The organism is Vibrio sp. OPT20 (assembly GCF_963889365.1).
Classification (GTDB): Bacteria; Pseudomonadota; Gammaproteobacteria; order Enterobacterales; family Vibrionaceae; genus Vibrio; species Vibrio splendidus.
In genome coordinates this window covers 16,452-33,889 of the sequence record NZ_CAWPOA010000035.1, presented here as the reverse complement: position 1 = coordinate 33,889, position 17,438 = coordinate 16,452, and the positions used below count along the sequence as shown (strand labels likewise).

Genomic DNA, 17,438 nt, shown 5'->3' with positions numbered 1-17,438 from the left:
TTACTCGAAGTACTGACTCATGAACTTAATACGTTGTGCGATCTTGCTACTCTTCACTTTTGTCGTTTCGAGATCTTGCGTTACCGCTTGCAAGCTTGATTCCATCGCTTTCGGTAAATCAGGGTCTATATAGTTATGAGGTAGCGCATCATGGAATTCAGTGCGAACTCGTTTTAACTTGAATTCAGCTTCAGTTAACTGCTCTAGGGCTTTCTCAGCACCACTCAACCACTTGTTGTATAATTCTTGGTCTAAACCGTCAGTTGTAACCACACTCACCAGTACAGAACGATTAGCAATATCTTTAATGACTAACTGGTTCGATGCATCCAAGTCGAGTTTTAAACGGCATAGGTTTTTATTTTCGTTAACGTAACCGTAAATGTCGCCATGGCCTTCTTTAAGAACTCGATCAAAATCGTCTTTGGCTACGTATACCCAACGGCTATCGCCTTTCTCAGATTCAGACACCGACATGTTGCTTTGCAGCATCACCAGTTTAACTAGGTTGTATGCACTGCCGACGCTGTACATTTTCGCGTTCTTGATGTCATTCTGATAAACGTCTTTACGCAACAAGCCGCTGGTTGACTCCATAGAGAGCGACACAGACAGCGTTGATTCAACATCGTCTTGAATCTCTTCGAGTTCTTCACGGGACATTTCAATTTGAGCTTTCGACTCTTGTTGGTCAAACGCTCGGTTCAATGCAAAGTCTTTTACCACACTACGAACCACATCACGCGATTCTGGGCTATGCCATAAACAATCTTGCAGTAGCATAATATCCAGCGGATTTACGCTATCACGACCACTGAAGAATGCGCTTGCCTTCAACAGCTTGACCGCTTTCTTCCAGCGTCTGTCCGATACGTATAGATCAGTTTCAGTAGCCGAACTTTGCTTTTTGACAGTCTCTTCAAGCATGGTTTTCAGTTCAAATAGCTTGTTGAACGAGTTATCTGTCAATTCCAGGTTATCGAGCTCTTTCTGCCATTGATGGTATTCAATATCAGTAATCGCCAATCCTTTTGGAATCACAGCTTCCTGAGAGGTACCCGTCGTCAGCATCGATTTAAAGTTTTGTTTGTTTTGAATACGGTTCACGAAGACACGAACGAGCATCCGGTCGTAAAGAGCTTCTAAGCCACTGTCTTCATCTGGAAGTTCGTTAGATGCAGACACTAATAAACGCATCGGCACGCGCTCGATGTCTGCGCCATTTTTGAATGTCTTTTCGTTAACGACCGTAAGCAAAGTATTTAGGATTGCAGGACCTGCTTTCCAGATCTCATCAAGAAATACAACTTGCGCTGTTGGTAGGTAGCCTTCGGTCAGTCTGACATAGCGACCGTTATCTTTTAATTCTTGAATACTTAGTGGGCCAAACACTTCTTCTGGCGTAGAGAAGCGGGTCATCAAATATTCGAAATAGCTACTGTTGTCAAAAGCTTGGATGAGGCGTTTAGCGATAAGGCTTTTTGCGATACCCGGAGGGCCTAATAGAAACACACTTTCGCCAGCCAGGGCCGCCAGTAAACAAAGCTTAATCGTGTCTTCTCTTTCATAAACGCCATCAGAGAGAGCATGTGCCAATTTGTTAATTCTTTCAGAGAGTAGCGCCTTGTCAGCATGTGAGGAAATAGAAGGGTTCATGCGTTACTCCGAAAATCTTTGAACAGTTGAGAGTGTAGATACGTTTTTATACATTTGTTAGCACTTTGTTACAAGTATCTTTTATTATTGAGTTGCCTTTATATCAGATGGTTACGCTGCAATTTTCGCGCAATCATAGATTTCAATTATGAGAGTAACATCACGAACGGCGTGAAATTAAATCTATCACTAAGCCTAATTTTTCTTTTATTTTCGACACCATAGACGTTATGGTGGTACACGTCTTCAGTTATACGAAAAATTGGCAAGGAATGTGGCCAAATTGCATGAGTAAAGTTATCCATCAATGGAAAAGTATTTCTCTCATCGAAGAGAATGTGACGCTCCCTACGAACGTCGTGGTAAAACATACAACAATACACCACCCTGGCGCGGCCGTTATTCTTCCTATCACTTCGTCAGGAAAAATCATCCTCATTAATCAGTTTCGTCCTTCTCTTAAGAAATGGCTTTTGGAGCTACCTGCAGGCACGATGGAAATTGATGAGACACCTCTTCAATGTGCCCAGCGCGAATTGGAAGAAGAAACCGGTTACAGTGCAACTTCTTTTCAGAGCTTAGGACAAGTCACACCTTTGGCTGGATTCTGTGATGAGATTCAGCATTTATTTGTCGCAAAACATCTTAGCCTCACTACCCGATTTGAATGCGACGAAGATGAAGTTATAGAAGTGATAGAGCTGAGCTTAGAAGAGCTGCACAACAAAATACGACACGATCAAATCACCGATACAAAAACTATCGCTTGTTTAAGCAAAGCCCAACTATGTGGCTATCTATAGCCAACTATATGACTACCTAAAGTACTCTAGGAGAGAAGCATGGACTTTCGTTCTGATACCGTAACTAAACCTTCGCAAGCTATGCGTAATGTAATGGCAAATGCAGAAGTGGGCGATGATGTTTATGGCGATGACCCAACCGTAAACGAATTGGAACAGTGGGCTGCCAATGAAACCGGCTTTGAAGCCGCTATGTTCACGTCTTCTGGCACGCAAGCTAACCTACTTGGTTTAATGGCGCACTGTGAGCGTGGTGACGAATACCTTTGTGGCCAACAAGCGCATAACTATAAGTATGAAGCCGGCGGTGCTGCAGTGCTCGGCTCGATTCAACCTCAACCCATTGAGAACAACCCAGACGGCACACTTGACTTTAAAAAGCTTGCTGCTGCAATTAAACCAGACGACAGCCACTTTGCTCGAACTAAGCTGCTTAGTTTAGAAAACACGATCAATGGTAAAGTGCTGCCAATGTCTTACCTAGCGGAAGCACGTGAGTTCGTAAACCAACACGGCTTACAAATGCACCTAGATGGCGCGCGCGTTTATAATGCAGCAGCGGCGCTGGATGTACACATCAAAGAGATCGCACAGCACTTCGACTCTATGACAATTTGCTTATCAAAAGGTTTGGGCGCTCCAATCGGTTCACTACTCCTTGGCAACAAAGCGTACATAGCTAAAGCTCGTCGACTGCGTAAAATGGTCGGTGGCGGTATGCGCCAAGCGGGTATTCTTGCCGCCGCAGGTAAAATGGCGCTGACTGAGAACGTAGCTCAACTTAAAAATGATCACGAGAACGCAAAAAACCTAGCGATTGGTTTAAGCAAGCTAGAAGGCTTCTCTGTTAACCCTGATTTCATTCAAACTAACATTGTATTTGCGAAGTTAGATGAGTCTGTTGATATAAACCGCATCGCAAGCGAGTTAAGTGAGCAAGACATTACTATGTCGCCTGGTAATCCAGTACGTTTTGTTACCCATAGAGATATCAGTTCAGAAGACATCGTTACTTTCCTAACAAAGCTAGAGAATGCGCTTTAACTCTTGACGAGATTAGCCTCTATAGCAATTGAGATTTGAGCTTCCCCTATGGGAAGCTTTATTTTTGAGCAAAATCATTAACCAACTCCACAGCCCAAATAGCCTTTGACACCTGTTAGTTTTCTCATAAACACACTTGATTGACTGGAACAGAACGCGATCTCGTTTTGGCCTATGAGAATACCCTCTGAGAATTATTCTCACATTTAAACATTAAATTATTGTTTAAGTTTAATTTATATTAATGGCTTATCCGCATTGTATTGTCACTAAAGGTAATTGACTTAGTCATAATAGCTTAAAGTGTTTAATCACCACGCAGACGGTAATTAAAAATAGAACACATCAATCCTAATAGATTCTTGTAAAGAACTAATTTCAATAAAGAAACAGTAGATAGTCGCTGTCCATTATTACAATTTAAAATCGCTACAATCAACTTAAAAATTAAATAATAAAATTAGTGTTTTCGTTAATAATGCTGTCACATTCATGATGACAGTAACCCATCAAAAAACCCAAAACGTCCGTGTAGACCATAGTCCTATTTTAATCAATTAAATAAAAAACCTCCGTTAATACTAGCATTGAGTAAAACCAACCTATCTAATTGAATATTAAATTATTCTCTAATAATTTCGCTTCTACCTCTCTGCTTAAAATCATACTAAAACTCATACTTCTCCTAAATAATAAACTTTTTTTACTACTTCACCATTTTTTAAAGCACTTATAGTTTTGAAAGTTAAGCAACAAGTTACATTCAATCAGTGAGAGGTGAAATTATGGTTAGAGTATTTCGGATTCTTCATAACTTCATCGTCTCCGTGTTAATTTTCAGTCTGTCACTTTCATTCTATGCTAGCGCTAACAACTTAACGTTAGGAATTAGTGGTCAGATCAAAGATCGATGCGAAATAAACTTTTTCTCTGGCAACATTATGAATTTCACGGAACACCGTGATGTGCAATCGCTGCCTTTTAATATGTATTGTAACCGTCCGTTGGGTATAACGATCAACTCAAAATATGGAGGCTTAAAATATCAACACCAAGGAGTTGATATTATTGAGAGTTACAATTTGTCATTACAAATAGACGAAATTCGTCTTTATGAAAGTAGGCACAGCAGCCAACTGACTTCACCGGTAATGATAAACAGTTCTGGTGTTATTCCTTTCGCTCAACATGGGAGCCTTAGGGTAGCACTCGAAAATAGCTTGCGTTTCGCAGGTTATTATCAAGACGTTATTGAGATCGAAGTTTACCCTTCGATTCATAGCGTGACAAAGTGAAAACTCTGCAATGTATCTGCAGAACAACAAACGCTCAGCAGTATTCGAGCCAATCATTTAAGATAAAGGAATTTCTAATGAAAAAGCTAACACTCTACGCAGCAACAGTCACTGCTATTTTTGGTGCTCAAGTCCAAGCCGCTCCTGGTGATGTCCAGTTAGTTGGTTTTGTTTCACCTGTATGTGAAGTTACTGGTCTTTCAACGCAACTGATGGACTTCGGTAACGTCTCTCAAATTCAAAACCTTTCTGTTAGTGGTCTTAACATGAAGTGTAATGACGTCGATGGTGCAACTGTGACACTGACAAGTGCTGAAGGTGGTCTAGAGTCAGACGATAGCGAAGACTACGCTCTTACCTACGATGCAACATTCAATCCTTCAGGTTTAGCTCCTTTCACGCTTAATGCACCAGGGGGCCCAGGTCTAAATGACGTTTCAGTCAGTAATTCTTATGGCGGTTCTGGAGCATTAGCGACAGGTGTTGCCGCATCTATTGATATTGTGACTACAGAAACCTCCCCGTGGGCAGGTGGCTACTCAGATACATTAACCGTAAATATCACCTCAAATTAGAGGTTAATAAGTCGGGGGCTATTATTTGGCCTCCGACTTAATCTCGATCTCAATATCAATATCAATATCAACGACATAAGTTTAATTTGGAGCTCTTCGCTATGTATAAATGGATCATGCATAAATGGATCGTTCTTTTCCTATTGTCATTCACTTGTCTGTCCGCTCATGCGTTCAAAGTCGAACCGATGTCTATGGAAATGACACCGCTTGGCAAAAGAGCTCAAATGACCATGAGGGTTGAAAATTCTTCAACCGAACCACTCACGGTTGAATTGTCTCCAGTATTTATGACCATGAACGAATATGGCAAAGAGACCACGACGCCTGCAGATGACGAGCTATTAGTGATTCCGGTGACCGCAATAATAGAACCTGGACGATCGCAATCCATTATGGTGCGGTATTTGGGCGATCCTTCCATCACAGAATCTAAAGCCTATCGCATTGCTGTTAAGCAAGTAAAAGTTCAAAGAGCGAGCAGTAATCAAGGGCAAGTAAGTCTTTTACTTCAGTTTAATACGCTTATCAACGTTCGACCTCAGAACACAGCTTCCCAGCTAGAAATTAAAAGCATCGAGCAAAATGACAAAAAGAACAAATGGGTTCTTGAAGTACTTAACAGTGGTAATAGTTATGGTCGATTAACCAATACAACATGGAAGATATCTGATGGTAAAAATTCAACCTATTTAAAAGGCGTAGAAATCGCTAAACGTATTCCGGGTACTTTGGTCCTTCCCTACTCCACTCGCTTTTTCGAAATGCAGCCTCTTAAAAATTATGACGTGAACACCCTGTCGATTGAAATAGAGCAGGATCAATAGCAATGAGACGTTATATCTTGGGTGGGCTCATTTATTGCTTTCTGTGTGCACAAACGTTTGGCATAACATTGTTTCCAACCGTCATCGAGCTCAACACAGATCACCGGGCAACATCGCAACTGGTCGTAACTAACAATTCAACACAAGCTCTCCCACTCGAAGCTAACGTTCGTCGTTTGAACTTCTTATCTGATGGCACGTTCCAAACATCAGATCTATCGAGTGAAGAGATGTTTGTGTTTCCACCAGCCGCAATGTTGGCACCCGGTGCACGCCAAGTATTCCGCATACAGTGGTTAGGAAACCGATCACTCGAAACCTCCCAGAGTTACTTCGTTCGCTTCAGTACCGTGAATATTGGCCAGAACAACGCGAGAATAGACAAACCCATCGGCTTAACAACCGGTATCAATTTACAAGTTCACTACAATGCGTTGTTACACATTCACTCATCCTCTTTAGAGCCTGACGTGAAATTACACATAGATGAACAAGGTAAACTGACACTCACTAATTCTGGGTCGCGATTTACCTATACATCGTTACTTCATTTTACGGGGCTCGAATCTCAGAGCCAAAAAGTACATGCGGCTTTAGGTGAGCAGTTTATTCCACCACGCTCCACTATTACTTTCCCTTCTTCTTTAAATTACTTACCAATGGGCACTTACCATGGGCATGAAAACTGAAACCCATCACAAGATGTGGCAAGTTTTGTATGTCTTGGGATTAGTACTTTTTTATTGTGCCGCCTTAAGCCCTGCAGCTTGGGGTCAAGAAATGGTCTTGAACCCGACAGGACGAGATATTCAACTTACCTCTTTGTTAAGGATAAGTGACACTATACTTGGGGAAGCGGACATTATCATTACTGCAAACAATGAAATCTTGTTACCGAAGGAAAGTACGCTTTCTCTCCTTTCGTCCGTCGTAACTCAAGAAGGTATTGGGAAACTCACTGACACAACAGACGATAAGATGCTGTCCCAGCACCATTTTGAGAGCGTAGGACTGGGCCTTAGTTTCGATTTCTCTTCATTAGAATGCATCGTGACGGTACCGCCTGAATTTAGCTTAACCCAGCAATTGTCTATGAACGGTGCAGATGATTTTTATAACTATGCCGAGCCAAGTTTGCTTAGTGGATACGTTAACTTTGCCCTTTCGGCTAATGAGAGCCAATATGTCGATCAGAATTCGTCAAGGCAGGACCTCTACCACGGTCAATTCGATTCCGCACTTAACATTGGTTTTCTAAACTTTGAGTACGAATCCTATTTAGAAAACAGCTCATCACAAGATTCGCGATACGTAAGAGAAGGATCTCGTCTTAATATTGACTTTGCAGAACAAGGCACACGACTTGTACTCGGCGACATGTACAACAGTGGTCAATCTTTTCAGGACAGCACCGACATACTTGGTATTGGCTTAACGCGAGATTTCACACTCATTCCAACCAGAAATGCGCGACCACGAGCTAATCAATCATTCACCCTTCAAAGGGCTTCAAATGTCGATGTCTATATAGATGGGATCGCAGTCCAACGATTAACCCTCGGCGCCGGTAGCTATAACCTTAGTGATATACCCCTGGCGCAAGGTAGCAATGATATTGTACTCGTCATCACCGACCGCTCAGGTAATGAAGAACGCATCGAGTTTTCTATTGCAACCGGTAACGATTTGCTCAATAGCGGTGAGTTTGAATATAGCATCATGTATGGAGCGCCTTCTGAATTACAAAATGGACAACTAGAGTACCTAACCGACGAGCGTATTCTCCATGGTTATATCGATGTGGGTATTAGCCCTTGGTTAACGTTGGGCACGAACCTTCAAACCCGTGAAGATCTTTATCAATATGGTGCCACCGCGTTATTCGCTTCTACATGGGGCGTTACTGAACTCACTGCTTCGCGTAGCGAACACCCTACATTTGGAACTGGCGACGCTTACAAATTTGCGTTCGATGCGGAGTTTTCCAATACGAATACGCTGTCCCCACAACTGAGTGTGAGCTATGAATATCTGACCAACAATTTTGCTGGGGTCTCAGAGTTTGATGCTTCCGATATCGATATCAACTTAACCACCCATTATGTATCTGCATTCAGCTCTATTTACCTTGGTCAGTCTTTACGCGCGGCCATGACCCTCAATTATCGCTCGGGAGTAGACAAAGAAAACGATTATTGGCTGATTAGCCCGAGTTTATCGGACGGACTGTTTGATACTCCCGCCACCTGGAGTGCACGCGTTAACTATCGGCATAACGCAACCGAAGACGATGATATCAGCACTACTGTCACCATAAGCTGGCCTCTTAGTCGACAAACTCGTGTTGTCGGTCGTTACACCACAGAGCTTAATGAAGCCGCCTTAGATTACAGCTATCAGAATAATATTGGTAACACAGGAGGGATGTCGGCGTTTGCGAGTGTCATTACTAACGAAGAAACGGATGCCGATATGGATGCTGGGATTAACTACACGGCTAACCGTTATGAATTAAACGCGACCCACGCTTCGCGGCTTGAAGACATTAATGGTGAAACACGAAATCACAGTACTGATGTGACGATAAGTAGCGCCCTTGCTTTTGCAGGTTCATCTGTGACGATCGGCAGACCGGTGCGCGAAGCATTTGCTATTGTTAACAAGCACGAAAGCCTCGCAAAAAATGACGTAGCTGTAGACCCAACAAAAGATGGTGAGTACGCGCGCGTTTACCTTAAAGGAGATGCAAGTGCCATGGTTCCTGACCTTGTTGCTTATAATGGCCAAGTAGTCGGTTACGAGGTCGATAACTTGCCACCAGGGTATGACTTAGGTGATGGTGCTTTTTGGATTAAGCCTGGTTATAAACGGGGATTCCAGCTACAGATCGGATCTGATGCTGTATTAACTGTTATTGGCAAGCTATTCGATCATCAAAGTCACAACCCTATTTCACTTGTCGCTGGTGTAGCACATTACCTTGGTGAGGCAAAACAGTTGCCGATTGACTTCTTTACCAATCGTAACGGCATATTCGCAATCTCTGGATTAAAGCCGGGGAAATATCAATTGGTACTCGACACCAAAGAACAAGAATCAGTCATCATTACCCTCAGTGAACGCAGTGACAACTTGATAAGACTAGGAGATGTTTATGTGGAATAAACAAGTTCTTTGGGGATCCTTGTTCCTCATCGCCATAAACCATGTACCTTCGGCATTGGCGTGTGAAGCCAGTTCCTTGGCTATTCAACCCGTCTCATCGAAATCACAATATGATGTTTTCAGCGCAGGAACGTTCGCAACAATAAACACTTACCGTATAGATGCGATCATAATTGGCGAACCCTGCAAATTAGACTTAATTTTACAACTTAACGATACCAGTCGATCGTTAAAAGGGGTAAACCAAGCAAAACTCGGCTTTGAATGGAGTGGACAGATTGGTATGTCAGTGGCTAATCAATGGCACTTATCATTAACCGAAAACCAACCTTCGGCAACGATACAAATGCGTTTCCCAAGTAAACAATGGTTAGCGTCAGGAACCTATCGAGGGTTATTGGAAGTCTCGCCTTCTTATACCTCAGATAGTAAACAAATAGAAATTAGCCCTAGTTCACTCCCGGTATCTGTTAACGTTCCGCCTGCTGCAAAAATTCATTTTTATGGATTGACCCAACAACATTATGACCTTGATCTAGGGACTTTATATTCCAACAAGGTTATTCGTTCCGCACCTAACCTATGGGTTCAAAGCAACACAGCTTATACCATCGTATTGGAATCATCCCATCAAGGAATGCTACGTCATGAATCTAATGAGGCAAAATGGGACATTCCATACCAACTTTCCCTCGAAAACGACAGAGTAAACCTTGAACAACTTGACGCTAGAATTCAACGTCTTTCCGCTACGATTGGTCAGCCTATTCCTTTGAGTTTTGTCATCGGTGAGACAGAGAACAAACCAGGAGGACAATATGACGATACATTACAAATTTCTATCGAACCCCAACTTTCACAACAACCATAATTATGTAATTATATAAAAAGTGAGATATGCAACTCAATTATATAAAATCCATCATCATACAATCAAACACGATTTTTCAGTTTCGGAGTAAATTATGTATGAAAATAAAAATAATTTAAAGCACATACTCCTGGTAGGTGACAACGGTATTAACAACCAGTTTATTCAACGAGAAATAGGGAAATACAGTGATTTTTCTTTTAGCCGAGAATGTATTTTAAGCATTGAGCGCTCTCGTAATCATAAAACGTTCGATGTCGTTCTCATTAGCTACTTACTCTTGGAAAATATCGAAGATATCAACATCATCTTATCAAAAATAGAGTCCAGTAAATGGGTAGTCTATGACGTTCCCTCAGATATTACCGGACAGAGTATTACCGTAATGCAGTTATTCAACCTGTTTAATATAAAAGGGATGATTTATCAAGATGCTCCTATTGAACACCTTACACGTTGTTTAAAAACAGTATGTGATGACGATCTATGGCTACCTAGAAAGTTAATGTCACATATTTTATCCAATGCGTGCTCTTATACTTTCAAGTCTCAGGTAATATTGTCTAACCTGACGAAAAGAGAGGCTCAGATTTTTAAACGAGTTGTCAGAGGAGATTCAAATCTAGAGATATCAAGCGAACTATTTATTTCAGAAAGTACGGTAAAAACGCACGTATACAACATATACAAAAAAATAAATGTCACCAATCGAAAAGAAGCGATAAGAAAAGCACATTTTATCAATAGTTTAGAGACTATTATACAACCAGACATATAGTTGAAATTATGAACATAAATATAAAAATGCCGATTGCAGTTCTTTTTCAAACTGACGTATTAGAATTTAAGCCCTTGGAAGGTGACCTGATATTATTCAGTTCCTCATAGAATCACTGTCAGGGCAATAAACGAAGTTTAAATCGAATCGTCTGTGGTTTAATCACACTTTAAAAAGTAGAAAAACATCCCGCCCTCTAAAATACGAGTCGAATTTGTCAACTCTCGGAAACATCACTTCTGCAGCCCCTCTACTTACCTAACAGAGCAAAAAGTACGCTTTAACTGTTAACACCATTAGCATCTATAGCAATTCAGACTTGAGCTTCCCCTTAGGGTAAGCCTTATTGTTATGTTTTTAACTGGAGTAAAAACATGACTCATCAATCCTTCGCTTTACTATTACTCACTCTTTCCCCTAGCCTTCATGCCTTTGATTTTGGCGATCCTGAACTGGGTAAAATGAAATCACCAAGTTGCGTTTTCTGCCATAGCCCCACGGGTGAAACAAGTAACACTGATTACCCCAAACTTTCGGGTCAAGATTCAACTTACCTCTATAACACGATGAAAGCTTACCAAAGCGGAGATAGACAAGGCGCTTACGCAGAAATGATGCGAGCACAACTCAGTAAGCTCGATGATCAAGACTTGAGAGATATAGCGGCTTTTTATTCATCTCAGAACAAATAATATCTTTTATAGATACACAACGATACATCGCCGTTTCTGCAATCAAACGTTATGGTAACCATGGCACTGTTTCCGATACTTATTTGAGTCATTTAGCAGCCGCAACCCACCGTTATATATCAAGGATGAACAAGCCCCTAGAAGGTGGATCCTTCAAAAGTAGCGCTAGTCTGATCGAGCAATTTATATGTAGCCCCTTGGACAGGTTCCCCATCAGAATAAGAAAGAAACAGATCAACCGTATACGTCCCTTCTTGCTCTTCTGTCACAGAAACCGAAGGGTTTTGGGCTCCGCCTAAACGCATGGTGTTGGCTTTGTTCAGAGTCATTAGGTCAGAAAGGCGGTATACACCTATACCTTCGAACTCAACGGTAGGAGAAGCTAATATGAGTTCCGCCTCGGCTTCAATGGTGCCAGAAGCAACGCCCTTTTTATCACCACCGGCATCCATAGAGACAGTCGTCGTGCCTCCCGCTAAATCGGCGGACTTTGCATTATAACCATAAGGGATAGGAACAACAGGTTTGCCGACTGTTGTCAAACAAACATCAGGAAGTGTTGCGTTCGATTTATTTACAAATAAATCCTAGTATTAAATGAAAAGCGTCTTTCGGCGCTTTTTGTATTTGAATTACCTGAATAAAATAGGTCACAAGCTCAACTGTCTATGCATCACAGTTACTGGTTTACAGTTAATTAACGCATTGACTAGAGCTTCAGATAAATACAATCCACTTTCATCATATGTCATGTGAGAAGTGCCATCCGATAGCTGTGCTTTCGGTACAGCCTGAATGAATTCATACCCATAATTTTCCTTTGATGTGACACTTACCATTGCGTGGTGTGACTCAAATACTTCATCTAGGTCCAAATCAACACTTACATATAGCCTTGGGTATATTGTAAAGTCGAAAAGAAGGTCTGGATTTTTAAGCAAGTTATCTACTTTTAGATTATGTGAGAGCAGCTCGGCCCCTAAGTATGTTTGTTTTTTCCAGTTCATTTACACCACCTCCACTTCATTAAAAGCAGCGCCCGTAAACCCATTTGATTCAAACAATGTTTTTACTCTTTCATAAGCTTCATAATCTTCATTAAAATCCCCCGCCTCGGACTCACTGATATTTAAAACTGGATAACGAGAAAAGACATTCATAAACCAATAATCATTATAGATAGCATGAATACGATACCTAATTTCTTCTGTAGAAAATGACACCTCATCTTCTATAAACTTCCATTCCATATGGTAATAGTTCATTTTATTTGCCAGTCTATGTTCCGCAGCCCCTTTCAAACCAGGTAACCAGCAATATCCGAGTTCAAGGACGAGTTGACTCAAAGATCACCTTCTCGTTAACCGAGCTGAATTACACCAACAAAGAAGCACTAGAAGCTTATTTAAATCGCGAGTTACCACGAACGGGTAGCTTGGTTTCGGGTAAGTCATGGGCCGTCGATGATGATGAAATCTTCATGTACCTAACCCTCGCATTCGGCGAGAAAATGGGCGTTGTTCTTAAGCGGCGAGAATAAGTGTTAGAGTAATCACTGTTACTGATTGCTACCATAATGGATAGGAACAACAAGTTTACAGACTGTCGTTAAGCAAACATCAGAAGGCGTTTTGTTCGATTAACTCGAAAATTGCAACACAAACTAGATGAAAAGCGCCACGGGCGCTCTCTAAAGACATGAATATAAAGATTATTTTCGAATTAAGAATTAATACTCGTCGCCAAGTTGATATGTTTCTAATGAAAAGAAATTTACGTAAGGTACTTTTTTTTCTATTTTTCTTTTTATTTTTTCATGAACAATGAAAGGAGATAAGTCATCCCCCCCCATTTTAAATATTAACCGTTCTGACTCTTTTATTTTATCTAAAACGTCGACGTCCAAATGATAGTTAATAACGTGGGGATCTTCATCAGGATCCTGTTGTTCGTAGGTTGATTTACTTCTATCCCAACAATCTAACTCTTCATAGATGTTAATCAAAAAGTAATTATCACATTCGTCATTTATTATAACGGGGTATAAACTCCCTCCATAAATATTGTCATCAATTAACTCTTTTAATGATTCAGATATTATGACACTGGGAGTGCAAAACAGCATAGGCATTGTATTATCAATAATCTTATTACCTTTACTATAAAAACGCAGAGCTGGCTCACCGTAAATTTGTTTTCGATAATGAAACCGTCTTAAAGCTGTTGATTCTGTTGGAATCACTTTAAACCCTACCATGTCAAAGTTGGGAGTCATTACGTAATATTCGTTGTTATAGTTCATGCTACTTACCTACCATCAGGAAGTGTTGTGTTCGATTTATTTACAAATTAACCTTAGTCTTAAATTAAGAAGCAACGAAAGGCGCTTATTTCACTGATATAAAATATCCGTGAGCTTAATCCCAATACTCAAACTCATTGGGCTTTACGTGCTTTATCTTTAATCTAACATTAGGATCCAGAGCTGTTTCAGTTCCCATTTCGCAGAAGTACTCTACAGCATCTTCGTCTTCAATCATCTCAACGGAGTTCGCAACGACAATCAACCGTCCACCACCTCTTGTCAATGAAAAGTACGCATTCTTGTTTTCATTTACTTCAAATTTCAAAGGAATGAATTCAGGTTCTTTAAGAGAAATATCTATCCATTTATAGTTATCTAAACTCTTCCCTTGTCGTAGGGTATAAACTGTTTTCAACCTATTTTCGTCAACAATGAAGTACATCGAATTCACGGCTTGATTATAACAAGCTTTCAAACCGCCACCTTTATTTTCTAAATCACATGTGAATACGACAGTTTCTTGATCACAGCTTGCATTTACAAAAAATGGGAAGCATAAAACACTTATTATGCTTAACAAGCAAGGATGTCACCTTTAAATATTAACTCTGAAAATATTTTCGCATGCGTATAAAACTAACTTTGAATTCCCTTATAAGAATGATTAAACACAACCCCACTACTTTTATAACCATGCAAGCATTAAATTATCAATCCTTACATGTTAACTTAAAAATTTACCCTTATTCGTTCAGGTACTATACTTGCCATATTGCCATTCATATAGTTCACAGAACGCCCACTAAGTCTTCAGTTCTCAAGCCGAAAAAAGAAACGTACTATTTATAAAATTAAGTATTAAAACAAACACCCTCATTGTTATTAAAAAATGTTTTACATTATTAATATATATGCACCTTTGTCAACAGTGATATTATACAAAAAGTTAGCAGAAAAATTATCATATACTATCTAATCTAAATTATGATTTTAAAATAAGCACTTACTCATTATAATTAAAACTAGTCAACTCTTCAGTATCAAGTACAAATTTTCTAATGTAAATAATTCGGTCAAGATAACACTGGCGTTGTAATAGTTGTCCCGCTTGACCACCTTGATAAATGTCAGTATAAATTTCACATGACTCAGAAGCGACCCTATATTCTTTTTCTACATTACTAGAAATAGTCTTTAAAATTCTACCAATATCTGAATTGGTTGTATTAGTGTCAAAAACCTCATTGATCAACGACTGATTAAATTCAATTTCCTTGTCAATACAACTAAAAGCCTTATCAATAGAACCGGTGGAGTTATTCGTGCATTGCTTGTAGCTATCAGTATAATCGCTAGCTATCGATGAAAATGAAAAAAGTAATGCTAGTAAGCCAAGTAATTTCATTAATTTTCCTCTATAATTGCATTTTGCTCTAAAAGCGCTAAAAGTTTAATCTTCTCACTAAGAGCACGTTGTCTTAAACCGCCCCACCATGTAGGAGAGCTCTTAAAAAGTAAGTCCGTTTTATCATGTTTATAGTTTTGAACAAGCTCAATAATCTCTCTGCTAGAAAGCCCAGTTCTTTTACCAACAGCTCTTGATATTAAAGATGTTCTTGCACCAAACTGAACGCTAGTTGACCATATCATGTCAAGTATTGCAGCTTCGTTAGTATTTTTGATAATACCTTCTGAGATAAGCTTATTATAAAGTGGGTCAAAATGTGTTTCTTTTATAAACTCGTGCTGTGCATTTCTAAAACCGACCGCATCACTATTTGCTAAACGCTTCCAAGTTTCATCAAACGCATCACTACCCACGGTCAAATCACCAAACTGGCCTCTATATTTAGAATTTTTTACAAAACGATGCACAACTTTAAGATTAGACGACAACTGGTAAACACCATATGATTTACCACCATGATCCCCTCTACCTGACGAAATAACCCCCGGGCCTCTTCCACCTGATTCATAAATTTCAGATGTTTTACCCAGTTGTACGACGAGTTTTTGAGACAGCTTGAATAAGGAGAACGGCCAATAATGCCAAAGACTCTTATCATCGCCTAGTTGTAAATCACCTTGCAAATCTTGCATCCATGAGAACTTATCTGCTCTTTCCAATTCGAATTGAGAGAAAAGATCAAAGCTCTCCATAACTTGATCGCGCCATGGAGAGTTGCGGTAATCCTCTTCAGTTACAAAACCGGCCGAGCACTTGATATCCAAAGCTTCCTTCGCAGTCTGATGGATGGATTCATACAGACTTTGTGACGCTTCTGTATGCCAATCTGTGGGGTGTTTCACGATAAATCGCTCAAAGTGTTTACGCTTACCATCTAAGTATACTTTGGCATCGCGTGCGGTGAACGAAGAGAAATCCGTTACTTGGTCTTCTGTCACAGATTCGAGTAATTGCTGAATAAACGAATTACTCATATCAATGGCACCGGTACTATCGGCTCCATCGAGAACAACCAGTGGATTTTTTTCCGCATTATGGGGAGAAATCTGTTTTTTGAAAAATTCGGGCGGCTCTTCAAAAGAAAACATCTCGATATGCACACGGTTATCGTCTTTTTTAGTTCCAAGTGCATCGTTACTGTATTCATGCAATCCCATGTAGCCTATATCTTCTCCAGCAGAAACCTTTATTCCCTCTCTAAATACAATCGGAAGTAAAGAAACCACACTACCATCCCTAATCATTGCCGCGTTGTCCGACATCCATTTAGGTTCTGAAACTGGCTCTGATAATACAGCAGAGGAATCTTCCAAAATGTCAAAGTCACTATTGAGACCCGAAGCAAACCAAACAATCTTGTTTAACATTGCTTTTTCTCCGCCACTTGGTGACTCGCCATTCTCTACGACACGGCACTTTATCATTTTGTAAGTATTTTTGCCGATCTGGTATGGGTGGGTTTCCTTCTCTTCGGCATACAAGTATTCAAGTGTTGTTCCTTTAGACATCGACTGTTTTTTTTCACCAGAATTAGTAGGTACATCACTATGTTTGAAAGTGCGTACATTTCTCGCTTCTTGTAAACGGTAACGCGTGGTTATAGATGAATTGGCGCCAATATCTGAAGGTGGCGCAAGGTGCATATAAAGTGTATGGAATTTGAATACATCTTCACTATCTTCGGGGTTTACAACCTCATGCTCTATAAGAGCAAAGTTATTACTGTATTTAAATTCTTGATCTTGATAGGCGGCAACTTGGTAATCGGAATGAATCCGAAACGCTACAATTTTACCATCAAGCATCGCTTGAATAGGTCTGAGGCCTTTACCCCAAGGTAGCATTTTTGATGTTAAATGAACCCCACTACGCCAACCATAGCCTTGCCCTATTAAATAACGACCGCTCTTAGCTTGATCAAACAACTTAGTAAAATCACTAAGCGTATGGTAAGCATCA

The 17,438-nt window shown here is 40.2% G+C and carries 17 protein-coding genes and 2 pseudogenes; 11 read left to right on the top strand and 8 right to left on the bottom strand.

Translation table 11 applies throughout. The annotated features are described in order from the left end of the window. A complete protein-coding gene (locus AACR09_RS07455; protein ID WP_017078724.1) occupies positions 1–1,656 on the bottom strand; it encodes an ATPase RavA domain-containing protein in 1,656 nt (551 codons plus the stop codon). Between the two features lie 287 nt (positions 1,657–1,943). Between AACR09_RS07455 and AACR09_RS07450 the strand changes: the two genes are divergently transcribed. The 10 genes from AACR09_RS07450 (at position 1,944) to AACR09_RS07405 (ending at position 11,706) form a co-directional block, all read left to right on the top strand. Further along, positions 1,944–2,459, top strand: a complete 516-nt coding sequence (locus AACR09_RS07450; protein ID WP_029222202.1) for an NUDIX hydrolase — start codon at positions 1,944–1,946, stop codon at positions 2,457–2,459. 39 nt (positions 2,460–2,498) lie between these two features. Next, complete coding sequence (ltaE, locus tag AACR09_RS07445) at positions 2,499–3,503, top strand: low-specificity L-threonine aldolase (RefSeq protein WP_193836272.1); 1,005 nt, start codon at positions 2,499–2,501, stop codon at positions 3,501–3,503. 770 nt (positions 3,504–4,273) lie between these two features. Next, entirely contained in the window at positions 4,274–4,798 is a 525-nt protein-coding gene (locus AACR09_RS07440; RefSeq protein WP_017082128.1) for a hypothetical protein, read from the top strand. 77 nt (positions 4,799–4,875) lie between these two features. Then, positions 4,876–5,373, top strand: coding sequence for a hypothetical protein (locus tag AACR09_RS07435; RefSeq protein WP_017080976.1), 498 nt, complete (start codon positions 4,876–4,878; stop codon positions 5,371–5,373). A 101-nt stretch (positions 5,374–5,474) separates the two neighbouring features. Next, positions 5,475–6,200: a molecular chaperone gene (locus tag AACR09_RS07430; RefSeq protein WP_029222589.1), complete on the top strand. Its 726-nt coding sequence runs from the start codon at positions 5,475–5,477 to the stop codon at positions 6,198–6,200. Between the two features lie 2 nt (positions 6,201–6,202). Beyond that, a complete protein-coding gene (locus tag AACR09_RS07425) occupies positions 6,203–6,889 on the top strand; it encodes a fimbria/pilus periplasmic chaperone (RefSeq protein ID WP_102548548.1) in 687 nt (228 codons plus the stop codon). Next, positions 6,873–9,365 (top strand): fimbria/pilus outer membrane usher protein, encoded by a 2,493-nt coding sequence (locus tag AACR09_RS07420; protein ID WP_373454012.1) that lies wholly within the window; start codon positions 6,873–6,875, stop codon positions 9,363–9,365. Before AACR09_RS07425 ends, AACR09_RS07420 begins: the two co-directional genes overlap by 17 nt. Beyond that, positions 9,355–10,236 (top strand): hypothetical protein, encoded by an 882-nt coding sequence (locus tag AACR09_RS07415; RefSeq protein WP_108162552.1) that lies wholly within the window; start codon positions 9,355–9,357, stop codon positions 10,234–10,236. Before AACR09_RS07420 ends, AACR09_RS07415 begins: the two co-directional genes overlap by 11 nt. Before the next feature lie 94 nt (positions 10,237–10,330). Continuing rightward, the gene (locus tag AACR09_RS07410; RefSeq protein ID WP_004731200.1) at positions 10,331–11,014 is read left to right on the top strand and encodes a response regulator transcription factor; all 684 of its coding nucleotides are present in this window, start codon (positions 10,331–10,333) and stop codon (positions 11,012–11,014) included. A gap of 374 nt (positions 11,015–11,388) precedes the next feature. Further along, positions 11,389–11,706 carry a c-type cytochrome gene (locus tag AACR09_RS07405; RefSeq protein ID WP_108086107.1) on the top strand — a complete coding sequence of 106 codons (318 nt, stop codon included), beginning with the start codon at positions 11,389–11,391 and terminating at the stop codon, positions 11,704–11,706. Between the two features lie 146 nt (positions 11,707–11,852). Here the strand turns inward: AACR09_RS07405 and AACR09_RS07400 are convergent. The 3 genes and pseudogenes from AACR09_RS07400 to AACR09_RS07390 form a co-directional block, all read right to left on the bottom strand. After that, a pseudogene (locus tag AACR09_RS07400) lies at positions 11,853–12,278 on the bottom strand (DUF4150 domain-containing protein); the annotation flags it as partial. Positions 12,279–12,356: 78 nt separating this feature from the next. Then, complete coding sequence (locus AACR09_RS07395) at positions 12,357–12,713, bottom strand: hypothetical protein (protein WP_108162550.1); 357 nt, start codon at positions 12,711–12,713, stop codon at positions 12,357–12,359. After that, positions 12,714–12,956 (bottom strand): hypothetical protein, encoded by a 243-nt coding sequence (locus AACR09_RS07390; protein ID WP_228011021.1) that lies wholly within the window; start codon positions 12,954–12,956, stop codon positions 12,714–12,716. 50 nt (positions 12,957–13,006) lie between these two features. On the opposite strand from AACR09_RS07390, the pseudogene AACR09_RS07385 reads away from it, so the two are divergent. Then, a pseudogene (locus AACR09_RS07385) lies at positions 13,007–13,246 on the top strand (hypothetical protein); the annotation flags it as partial. 189 nt (positions 13,247–13,435) lie between these two features. On the opposite strand, the gene AACR09_RS07380 reads toward AACR09_RS07385, so the two are convergent. From AACR09_RS07380 to AACR09_RS07365, 4 genes are all read right to left on the bottom strand, one after another. Continuing rightward, positions 13,436–14,008 (bottom strand): imm11 family protein, encoded by a 573-nt coding sequence (locus tag AACR09_RS07380; protein ID WP_050546650.1) that lies wholly within the window; start codon positions 14,006–14,008, stop codon positions 13,436–13,438. Between the two features lie 115 nt (positions 14,009–14,123). Continuing rightward, complete coding sequence (locus tag AACR09_RS07375; protein ID WP_228011020.1) at positions 14,124–14,591, bottom strand: hypothetical protein; 468 nt, start codon at positions 14,589–14,591, stop codon at positions 14,124–14,126. Between the two features lie 423 nt (positions 14,592–15,014). Continuing rightward, positions 15,015–15,416, bottom strand: a complete 402-nt coding sequence (locus AACR09_RS07370) for a hypothetical protein (RefSeq protein WP_102504248.1) — start codon at positions 15,414–15,416, stop codon at positions 15,015–15,017. After that, complete coding sequence (locus AACR09_RS07365; RefSeq protein WP_228011018.1) at positions 15,416–17,404, bottom strand: VgrG-related protein; 1,989 nt, start codon at positions 17,402–17,404, stop codon at positions 15,416–15,418. The genes AACR09_RS07370 and AACR09_RS07365 overlap by 1 nt, the downstream gene beginning before the upstream one ends. Between the last annotated feature and the right edge of the window lie 34 nt (positions 17,405–17,438).